General features: G+C 62.4%; 9 protein-coding genes. 1 reads left to right on the top strand and 8 read right to left on the bottom strand.

Annotation, left to right across the window (positions count from 1 at the left end):
* Positions 1 to 81 precede the first annotated feature (81 nt).
* The 5 genes from NKI52_RS30185 to argE all read right to left on the bottom strand — a co-directional run bounded on the left by NKI52_RS30185 (position 82) and on the right by argE (position 5,226).
* Positions 82 to 1,557 (bottom strand): NAD-dependent succinate-semialdehyde dehydrogenase, encoded by a 1,476-nt coding sequence (locus NKI52_RS30185; protein WP_352700577.1) that lies wholly within the window; start codon positions 1,555 to 1,557, stop codon positions 82 to 84.
* Positions 1,558 to 1,575: 18 nt separating this feature from the next.
* Entirely contained in the window at positions 1,576 to 2,619 is a 1,044-nt protein-coding gene (locus tag NKI52_RS30180) for a tartrate dehydrogenase (protein WP_352700576.1), read from the bottom strand.
* Between the two features lie 171 nt (positions 2,620 to 2,790).
* On the bottom strand, positions 2,791 to 3,147 hold the full coding sequence (locus NKI52_RS30175) for a cupin domain-containing protein (protein ID WP_352700575.1): 357 nt from the start codon (positions 3,145 to 3,147) through the stop codon (positions 2,791 to 2,793).
* Between the two features lie 14 nt (positions 3,148 to 3,161).
* Entirely contained in the window at positions 3,162 to 4,085 is a 924-nt protein-coding gene (locus NKI52_RS30170) for a 2-hydroxyacid dehydrogenase (protein WP_352700574.1), read from the bottom strand.
* Between the two features lie 16 nt (positions 4,086 to 4,101).
* On the bottom strand, positions 4,102 to 5,226 hold the full coding sequence (gene argE / locus NKI52_RS30165; RefSeq protein ID WP_352700581.1) for an acetylornithine deacetylase: 1,125 nt from the start codon (positions 5,224 to 5,226) through the stop codon (positions 4,102 to 4,104).
* A 241-nt stretch (positions 5,227 to 5,467) separates the two neighbouring features.
* Between argE and NKI52_RS30160 the strand changes: the two genes are divergently transcribed.
* Positions 5,468 to 6,346, top strand: a complete 879-nt coding sequence (locus NKI52_RS30160; RefSeq protein WP_352700573.1) for a GNAT family N-acetyltransferase — start codon at positions 5,468 to 5,470, stop codon at positions 6,344 to 6,346.
* 88 nt (positions 6,347 to 6,434) lie between these two features.
* Here the strand turns inward: NKI52_RS30160 and NKI52_RS30155 are convergent, their stop codons facing one another.
* From NKI52_RS30155 to NKI52_RS30145, 3 genes are read right to left on the bottom strand one after another with little or no spacing between them, the layout of a single operon-like run.
* Complete coding sequence (locus NKI52_RS30155; protein WP_352692436.1) at positions 6,435 to 7,274, bottom strand: ABC transporter ATP-binding protein; 840 nt, start codon at positions 7,272 to 7,274, stop codon at positions 6,435 to 6,437.
* Positions 7,268 to 8,347 (bottom strand): FecCD family ABC transporter permease, encoded by a 1,080-nt coding sequence (locus NKI52_RS30150; RefSeq protein WP_352700572.1) that lies wholly within the window; start codon positions 8,345 to 8,347, stop codon positions 7,268 to 7,270. Before NKI52_RS30150 ends, NKI52_RS30155 begins: the two co-directional genes overlap by 7 nt.
* Entirely contained in the window at positions 8,337 to 9,446 is a 1,110-nt protein-coding gene (locus NKI52_RS30145; RefSeq protein ID WP_352700580.1) for an ABC transporter substrate-binding protein, read from the bottom strand. Before NKI52_RS30145 ends, NKI52_RS30150 begins: the two co-directional genes overlap by 11 nt.
* Positions 9,447 to 9,458 lie beyond the last annotated feature (12 nt).

The raw sequence follows: 9,458 nt of genomic DNA, 5'->3' as shown, positions 1-9,458 counted from the left end.
CAAACCCTTCTCTTGGATCGCCGACCCCGACAAGATCATTGCCGCCGTCAAACGCGGGCACCAAGCGTTAGATTCCATCCACTAGTTAAGCCCGCCAACATGAAGCGCCTTGACCTCGAGATATTCCTCGATGCCGAGCTGCGATCCTTCGCGCCCCACTCCGGACTGCTTGACACCGCCGAAAGGCGCAACCTCGGTCGAGATCATGCCTGTGTTGAGCCCGACCATACCGAACTCCAGCGCCTCGGCAACACGCCATGAGCGCTTGAGGTTGTCGGTGTAGAAGTAGGCGGCAAGGCCGAACGGCGTACCGTTCGCAATGGCGATGGCCTCTTCCTCCGTCTCGAAGCGAAAAAGCGGCGCCACCGGACCGAACGTCTCTTCCGATGCCAGGAGCATCCCCGTAGTAGCTTCTCCCAGCACGACGGGCCGTGCATATTGCTTACCCTCCGGCATCGTCTCGCTTTGGGCGATAATCTGCGCACCTTTCGCCCGTGCATCCGCGATGTGACGCTCGATCTTGTCGATCGCGGCCGCGTTGATCATCGGGCCGATCTCAGTGCCCTCGTCGGTCCCTGCGCCAACCTTCATCCGCGTGACGCGCCGGCTCAGCTTTTCGGCGAAAGCGTCGTAAACGCCTTCCTGCACAAGAATCCGGTTCGCGCAGACGCAGGTTTGACCGCCATTGCGGAACTTGGATGCGATCACCCCTTCAACTGCCTTATCCAGATCGGCGTCGTCAAAGACGATAAAGGGTGCGTTGCCGCCAAGCTCCAGGCTCAGCCGCTTGATACTATCGGCCGCGCCACGCATGAGCAGCGCACCGACGCGGGTCGAACCGGTGAACGAGATCTTGCGCACCGTCTGATTGGCCATCAGTTCGTTGCCGATTTCGACGGGCATGCCCGTCACAATGTTGATCACGCCTGCAGGGATACCTGCCCGTTCCGCCAGAACGCCGAGCGCCAGCGCCGAGAATGGCGTAAATTCCGACGGCTTGATGACAACCGTACAACCTGCGGCCAGCGCCGGTGCCACTTTGCGTGCGATCATCGCGTTGGGAAAATTCCACGGCGTGATGATGGCGCAGACGCCGACGGGTTCTTTCAGCACCAGAATGCGGCGATCGGCCGTGGGTGACGGAATGGTCGAGCCACCGATCCGGCGCGCCTCCTCCGCAAACCATTTCACAAAAGATGCGCCGTAGCGGATTTCCGCCACCGCCTCGGCAAGCGGCTTGCCCTGTTCCAGCGTCAGCAGGAGCGCGAGATCCTGTTCGTGCTGGCGAATGAGGTCGTGCCAGCGCTCCAGAAGTCCTGCACGCTCGGCATGGGTCTTCTTCTTCCAGCTTTTGAAGGCCTCAGCCGCGGCAGCGATTGCCGCTCTCGTCTCGTTCTCGCCCATTGCGGGAACGGTGCCGAGAACACTTTGGCTGGCAGGGTCAATGACATCGACCACGCCCTTCGTTTCGCCATCCCGCCAGACACCGCCAATCAGCGCCTGCTGGCGGAAAAGGTCGGAATCGTTGAACATGCCAATCTTCGTCATCGCATTCATGGTCTTTCCTCTGCTCTTTCAGCTCAATCGTGCCAGCACGGCCTGCGTGATTGTTTCAGTCCTGTCCTTGCCCGCGATCGTGCCAATCCCCCGCGCGGTTGCGGACTCGATTGCCGACATCACTTCGGCCGCAGCCTGCCCCTCGCCCAGATGCTCGAGCATCATCGCACCGGACCAGATCGCGGCGATCGGATTGGCGACACCGAGATGCGCGATGTCGGGCGCCGAACCGTGGACCGGCTCGAACATGGAAGGCGCGCTGCGTTCGGGATTGATATTGGCGGAGGCGGCGTAACCCAGCCCGCCCTGAATGGCCGCTCCAATATCGGTGAGGATGTCGCCGAAAAGGTTCGATGCGACGATTACGTCGAGGCTTTCCGGCGCCAGGACCATACGGGCGGCAATGGCGTCGATGTGGTAGTGCGAGACCTCCACATCGGCATAATCTTTCGCCACCTCGCGCGTGACCTCATCCCAGAAAACCATGGAATGTTTCTGCGCGTTGGATTTGGTGACAGATGCGAGCTTCCTGCGACGCGCCCGCGCCTGTTCGAAACCGAAACGGATGATCCGTTCGACACCCGTACGCGTGAAGATCGCAGTCTCAACCGCGACCTCATCGGCCGTGCCGGAATGAACGCGCCCACCGGCGCCGGAATATTCGCCTTCCGTATTCTCGCGGATGCACAGGATATCGAAGCCATCGGAGCGGAGGGGCCCCTGAACCCCCGGCAACAGCCGGTGCGGTCGTATGTTGGCGTACTGCGTGAACCCTTTCCGGATCGGCAGGAGCAGTCCGTGAAGCGATACCGAGTCGGGCACTTCCGCGGACCAGCCCACAGCGCCGAGAAAGATCGCATCGAATTTTCGAAGTGTCTCGATGCCGTCTGACGGCATCATTGCAGCGGTCTCCAGGTAGTAGGCGCACGACCACGGGAATCTTGCGTCATCAAGGGCGAAACCGCCCCGCTTAGCCGCCGCCTGCAGCACCTGCCATGCCGCCTGCGTGACGTCCTTGCCGATGCCGTCGCCGGGGATGAGCGCGATCTTGTAGGTCTTCATTAATGGAGGTCCTCATTTGCACTAGCGTCATCGGAAGAATAGTCGACCGCCCGCCGCATTTTCCGTCGAGGATGAGCCGCCCGGCGGCGTCGAATCGTGTCAGGCGGAACTTAAAAAGCCGATTGTTCTGGAGCCGCCGCGCGCTATTCGGCCGGACCTTAAGCACTGAACTCAGTCATAGACGCAGACGTAGATCTTGCGCACGGTCTCGATAGTGCGCCAGACGCCGACGAAACCAGGCTTCATCACGAAACTGTCGCCGGCGCGGTAGGTCTTGGTCTCACCGCCCTTCTCCTGGATTTCGACGAGACCCGAAACGATGTGGCAGAACTCGTAGATCGTGCCCTTGATCGAATGCGTCTCGCCGGGCGTCGCCTCCCAGACACCGGTGAGCACCTTTTCTCCCTTCGAGGCATCCTGCGCCCAGGTCTTGAAGGATGGATTGCCGGAAATGAGCCGCTCCGGAGCCGGTAGTGCCTCCTTCGGCGCGAAGTCTGGAACTGTGTCGATCGTGATCAGAAGTGACATGTGATGTTTCCTGGTTAGTAGCCGAGTGTCCGATCGACGAGGCCGATCAGTTCTTCTCCGGCGCGGTGGCGCCGGATGTTGTCAACGACGGATTGTGCCGCCGTATGCGGTTGCGTCACCGAGGCGATGTGCGGCGTTATCATCACCTTCGGATGCGACCACAGCGGATGGTCTTCCGGGAGCGGTTCTGGATCGGTGACATCAAGCATCGCCGCAGATATGTGACCGGTGTCGAGCGCGTTGATCAGCGCGGCCTGGTCCAGTTGCGGACCCCTGCCGACATGCAGCAGCTGCGCCCCGACGGGCAGTAAGTCCAAGAACTCTGCATCGAGCATGCCGTGCGTTCGTTCCGTGAGCGGAAGCAGGCAGACGAGAATATCCGTTTGCTTCAGAAAGCCCGCGAGTTCGTCCGTGCCGTGAAAACAGGCGACGTCCTCTATCCGCTTTTCGCTGCGGCTCCACCCGGCAAGCGGAAACTGGAAGGGCTTCAAGCGCTCGATAGCCGCCTGGGCCAGCATGCCAAGGCCGAGAAAGCCAACCCGGCGTTCGGCCGCCTGTCGAGCGGCAATTGGTTGCCAGAGGCATCTTTTCTGCTGCTCGAGATAGGCGGGCATCTCCCGGTGGAGCGCCAACACGCCGAGCGCGACGTATTCCTGCATCATGCGTATGATGCCGTCCTCGACCATGCGCACAAGCCTCACATGGCTTGGCACCACGTCCTGCTTGAACTGGTCGACGCCCGCTCCGATGGAAAACAGCACTTCCAGATTGCGGTAGCGCGAGATCTCGTCCGGCACCGTCCAGGTGATGAGATAGCGCACCTTCTCCGGCTCCATCTCGTCCCCGGAATGGACGAATTCCAGATCCGGGAGCTGGCGCGCAAAGATCTCGCGGAAGACCGCAGCACGCGCCGCATCGGAATTGAAAAGAAACGCCATGGTGACCGCCCTTCCTTCAGGCCGCAAGACGCGCGCCGAGCCCCTCGATCATCTTCCGGCAAGCGGCGAGTTCACCAATCTCGATATATTCGTCGGGACGATGGGCACGGCCGATGTCGCCGGGTCCGCAAACGACCGCATCGATGCCGGCCTGCTGATAAAGTCCGGCCTCCGTGCCGTAACTCACAGCTGTCAGCGGCTCCTGCCCAGTCAGCTCCGTCAGAACGGCCGCTAGCTCGCTCCCGTTGGCGGGCGCAAGGGCGGGATAGGTGGTCAACTCGTGCCACGCCACATCGAAGCCGCTGTCTCGCAGGGCGAAAAGCCGGGCCTTGACCGGCTCAAGCAGGGAGGCTGGAGAAACGCCGGGCACGGCACGCGCCTCGATATCGGCTGTGCAGTGGCCAGCGATGATGTTGACCGCCTGTCCACCGGCGATGACGCCCACCTGCAAGGAAGAATACGGGGGCTCGAAATTGTCATCGAGCGGCCCGTCGGCGAGGGATCGGCCGTAGGCCACGGCGTGCGTGATAACGCCGGCCATGGCATGCACGGCATTGAGTCCGAGATCGGGGCGTGACGAATGGCCTGATCGCCCGATCACCTCGAGTCGCGCGGCGGCCTTCCCCTTGTGCGCGCGCACAGGCTGCATCCCGCTCGGCTCGCCGACAATCGCGCCAAGCGGCCTCTCGCATAAGCTCGGCAACGCGGCTAGGAGATGCGGCACACCACGGCACCCCGCCTCTTCGTCATACGAGAATGCGAGATGAACTGGCTGCCGCAGGTTCATCACCGCAAGTCCTGGGAGCGCCGCCAATGCGCAGGCGAGGAAGCCCTTCATGTCGGTGGTGCCGCGACCGTATAGCCTGCCACCCTCGCGGCGCAGGACGAAGGGGTCCGAGCTCCATTCCGGCTCGCCGGCCGGCACGACATCCATATGTCCGGAGATGATGTAGCCCCGACCCTGGCGCGGGCCGATCGTAAGGAAAAGGTTGGACCGGTCACCCTCGGGACCGGGCAGAACCGTCACCTCGGCTCCGGCTGCCTGACAATAGTCGCGGATCCAATCGACGATCGCGCCGTTTGGCGTGCCCACAACAGAGGGAAATGCAACCAGGGTCGCGAGGATTTCTTCCACGTTCATGGCGGTCCGCTCTGCTTGCACACTATCACCGGGTGCAACCAGCCTATCCGCAGGCAGCAGTGTTCCCTGCCGAATTGCGTCGTGCTTTGGCCGAAGATTGCGAAAAAGCACCTCGAACCAGCGAAACCTGCTGGCTTTCCCGTATAATGCTGCGGCAAAGAGGTATGTCGCGACATGGCGATCGATGACAGGATCGACACCGCGTGCCTTGCGCATTCGTTGAAGAAGCGGATCGATTGAGATGCAGAGATCAGTACGCCTGAAATCCTTCGAACTGGTCGCGCGGGACATTGATGATGTCGACGTCAAGCTACTGCACGCGCTGTCGATCTCAGTCCGCTGGCCTCACCGGCCGAAGGATTGGGACTTTCTGCGCCGTGCCGGCCGCGGCATTGTTGCCGTTGATGGTATTGGACGCGTTTTCGGGAGCGCGATGTGGTTTCCCCACGGGGACGACTTTGCCACCATTGGCCTGGTGATCACAACGCCACGCACACAAGCGCAAGGAGGCGGCCGATGGCTCATGGACCTAGTCCTTGAGCAGTGCGGCGATCGCAATTTGGCGCTCAACGCGACCCATGCTGCCTACCCCCTCTACGTTTCACTCGGCTTCACGACCGAGGCGATCGTATACCAGCGCCAGGGGGAGGTCCCACAAACACTCCCGGCTATGCCGGCCTTGAACGGTGAATTGCAGGCGCTGTCGAGCGACAGGCTTAAGGACATCACGCCGCTGGATACGCGCGCGTTAGGGATAAACCGCGAGAGGCTGCTCGCGTTGCTCGCAGCGGATGCCTCAATCTGCACTTTGAGCCGCGGCGGCGAAATCGTCGGCTATTCCATGTGTCGCGAGTTCGGGCGTGGTCACGTGATCGGCCCCATGGTCGCGCGAAACGATCTCGACGCAGTCCATCTTACAGCCCTGCATCTGAAGGAACTGGCAGGACGATTCGCCCGCGTCGACACCCGCGAGAAGGATGGCGTGTTTGCCGCGTTTCTCCAGCAGTGCGGCCTCGGCATTGCCGAGACCGTTACGACCATGTCCAAAGGGCGCCGCTTCCTGAACCGGCAAGACAATGGGCCTTGGGTCTATGGATTGGCCGGCCACGCCTTGAGCTGAATGCAAGCATACTGTCGCCTTCAACCAGCGGTCAGAGAATCAGGTCGATCAGTGCGCGCGTCGATCCACCGGCATAATGCGGTTGCCGTCACGCGGCCGGAACGGCTGCCGCTTCGAATCTGCTCCTAATCCAGGATTCAGTTTCCGCTGCCGACATAATGGCCGTCCGACGCCCATCCGCCACGCCATCCACGATGACATGGCCGATGCCGCGCGAGCACGGCTCGATGCGGGCGTTGAGGTGATAAATGTCCCGCAGCAGATCGGATGTGATGACGTCCGGCGATGACCCGCATGCGATCAGCCGGCCGTCCGCGATGACCATTGTCTGATCGCTGAAGCGCAGGGCGTGATTGAGGTCGTGCAGGGCGATCAGCACGACCATGCCTCGCGCCTGAGCAAGTCCCCGCACGAGGCCGAGCACTTCCACCTGCCGCGACAGATCGAGTGCTGATGTCGGTTCGTCCATCAGCAGGATCTCCGGCTCGCGCACCAGCGTTTGTGCCAGGCTGGCCAGTTGCCGCTGGCCGCCGGAAAGCTCGCTAATGTTGCGGAAAGCGATGTCGGCGATGCCGAGCGCCGCCAGCGTCTCGTCGATGCGAGCCAGATCATCGTCGCCCACAGACCAGCCCATACCCTGCTTACGGGCGAGCAACACTGACTCATAGACGGTGAGCACCGCGTTGGCGGACGTTTCCTGTGGCATGTAGCAGATGCCGCTCTTCCCGCGAATGGCCCCCTCGACATGCATTGCTCCCGGTCCGTCCAGGAGGCCGGCGATGCGCCTGAAGAGCGTCGACTTCCCGGCGGCATTCGGACCGATCACGGCCACGATGTCTCCGCCCTCGAACGCAGGCGTCGTAACATTGCGAAGCCGGAGGCTCGTGCCGTAGCGCGCGCCGAGCGCCTCCAGCCGGATCGTCACCATGAGCGCCTCGTGCTGGACAGGATGAGCGAGATGAAGAACGGGATGCCGATCAGCGAGGTGACGATGCCGATCGGGAAGACCGTCCCAGGGATAAGCGACTTGCTGACGACCGCGCTAGCCGACAGGATGAGCGCGCCCGCAAGGGCCGAAGCGGGCAGGAAGAAGCGTTGGTCCTCGCCGATGACCATGCGCGCAATGTGCGGGCCTACGAGACCGATAAAACCTATGGTGCCGACGAAGGCGACGGGAATGGCGGCCAGGAGGCTCACCAGAATGAGTGTCTCGAGCCGCAGGCGGCCGACCTTGACGCCGAAGCTGGCCGCCTTGTCCTCACCGAGCCTCAACGCCGTCAACGCCCAAACGCGCCGGCCGAAAATGGGTAAGACTGCGAGGAGAATGAATGTGGTGACTGCAAGCTTGGGCCAGGTGGCCTTGGTGAGGCTGCCCATTGTCCAGAAGACGACCGCCGCCAGCGCTTCCGCCGACGCGAAAAACTGGACGAGCGCGAGCAGCGCGTTGAAGGTGAAAACCAGCGCGATGCCGAGCAGCACGATGGTCTCCGCGCTGACGCCGCGCTTTACGCTCAGCACGTGAATGAGGAAGGCCGCCAGCATCGCCATCACGAAGGCGTTGATCGGCACTACATACTCGACTGCGGCGGGGAGAAGCCTCACCCCGAAGGCAAGTGCAAGCGCGGCGCCGAAGCTCGCGGCGGCGGATATGCCGAGCGTGAAAGGGCTGGCCAGCGGGTTGTTGAGGATGGTCTGCATCTGCGCGCCGGCCACGGCGAGCGCCGCCCCGACGACAATGGCCATCAGGGCCACCGGCATGCGGATGTCCCAGAGCACCACGCGCACCTGCTGCGGCACCGTGTCGGGAAACACAAGCGCCCGCACGACCTCGCCAAGTCCGTAGCGGGCGGGACCGACCGCAAGGTCGACGCACAGGCTGAAGAGCAGGGCAGCGCCGAGGCCGGCAAGGATCAACTGCCGCCGCCAGACGAGAGCGCGGTAACGCCCTCGTCCATCGGTGCTGTCGAGCGCGGTGTTGACGGCCGTCGATTCAATCGACATCGGTCAGCGAGACCCAGTGGCCGGGCCGGTATGCGACGGGCAGGAACTTCTCGTGCAACTCCCTGAAGGTCGCCTCGGGATCGAGATCGGCGAAAATATCCGGATGCAGCCACTTCGCCATCTGCTGGATGGCCACGAACTGATAGGGGCTGTTGTAGAACTGATGCCAGATGGCATGCACCGCGCCGTCCTCGACGGCCTTCACGCCGGTCAGCGCCGGCCGCTCGGTCAGCGCCTTCAGCTTGCGCAGCGCCTCTGCCTGATCACGGCCGGGCCCGACGCCGACCCAGGCACCGCCCGGCACATAGGCTTCCCACCATCCGCCGGTGACGATGATCTGATCCGGGTCGGATGCGATGATCTGTTCGGGATTGAGCGTGCCGAACGTGCCGGGGATGATGTCCTTGGCGATGTTGTCGCCGCCTGCCATCTCGACGAATTTGCCGAAATTGTCGTCGCCGAAGCTCATGCAACAGTCATCGGAATAGCCGCCGGCGCGTTCGATGAAGACCTTGGGCCTTTCCGGCTTGGCCTTCTCGATGACATCGGTAACGCGCGCGATCTCGGCGGCGCGCCAGGTGATGAATTCCTCGGCGCGCTCCTTCTTGCCGAACAGCTTGCCAAAGAGGCGCATGCTGGGTTCGGTGTTGGTGAAGGGGCGCTCGCGGAAATCGACATAGACCAACGGAATGCCGGCAGCGGCGAGCTTCTCGATATACTTGCCGTCTTCCGTAGCCTGCTTCGACTCGATATTCATCAGGATGACGTCGGGCTTGAGCGACACCGCCTGCTCGACGTCGAAAGTACCATCCTTGAAGCCGCCAAAAGTCGGGATCTCCGCCATCCTGGGGAATTTTTCCAGATAGGCGGCGTAATTGTCCGGATCCGCTTGGCTGAAATCCTCGCGCCAGCCAGCGATGCGCTTGAACGGATCCTCGGTGTCGAGTGCCGCGACGAGATAGATCTGCCGGCCCTCACCCAGGATTACCTTCTCGACCGGGACGTTCACCTCGACCTGGCGGCCCGTGATGTCAGTCACTGCAACCATTTCGGCCCTGGCGGCCAGCGTCATCGACAGGGCGACGATAACGGCCGACATCGTCCCTGCTGG

The organism is Mesorhizobium sp. M0590, assembly GCF_040320905.1.
Lineage (GTDB): Bacteria > Pseudomonadota > Alphaproteobacteria > Rhizobiales > Rhizobiaceae > Mesorhizobium.
The sequence above is the reverse complement of the archived record's forward strand: the minus strand, read 5'-3'. Positions and strand labels throughout refer to the sequence as shown.

Bases quoted from the DNA above. Each gene is read 5' to 3' on its own strand.
- NKI52_RS30150 (WP_352700572.1), bottom strand. From the start codon at position 8,347: ATGTCGATTGAATCGACGGCCGTCAACACCGCGCTCGACAGCACCGAT.
- NKI52_RS30155 (WP_352692436.1), bottom strand. From the start codon at position 7,274: ATGGTGACGATCCGGCTGGAGGCGCTCGGCGCGCGCTACGGCACGAGC.
- argE (WP_352700581.1), bottom strand. From the start codon at position 5,226: ATGAACGTGGAAGAAATCCTCGCGACCCTGGTTGCATTTCCCTCTGTT.
- NKI52_RS30160 (WP_352700573.1), top strand. From the start codon at position 5,468: ATGCAGAGATCAGTACGCCTGAAATCCTTCGAACTGGTCGCGCGGGAC.
- NKI52_RS30175 (WP_352700575.1), bottom strand. From the start codon at position 3,147: ATGTCACTTCTGATCACGATCGACACAGTTCCAGACTTCGCGCCGAAG.
- NKI52_RS30145 (WP_352700580.1), bottom strand. From the start codon at position 9,446: ATGTCGGCCGTTATCGTCGCCCTGTCGATGACGCTGGCCGCCAGGGCC.
- NKI52_RS30180 (WP_352700576.1), bottom strand. From the start codon at position 2,619: ATGAAGACCTACAAGATCGCGCTCATCCCCGGCGACGGCATCGGCAAG.
- NKI52_RS30185 (WP_352700577.1), bottom strand. From the start codon at position 1,557: ATGAATGCGATGACGAAGATTGGCATGTTCAACGATTCCGACCTTTTC.
- NKI52_RS30170 (WP_352700574.1), bottom strand. From the start codon at position 4,085: ATGGCGTTTCTTTTCAATTCCGATGCGGCGCGTGCTGCGGTCTTCCGC.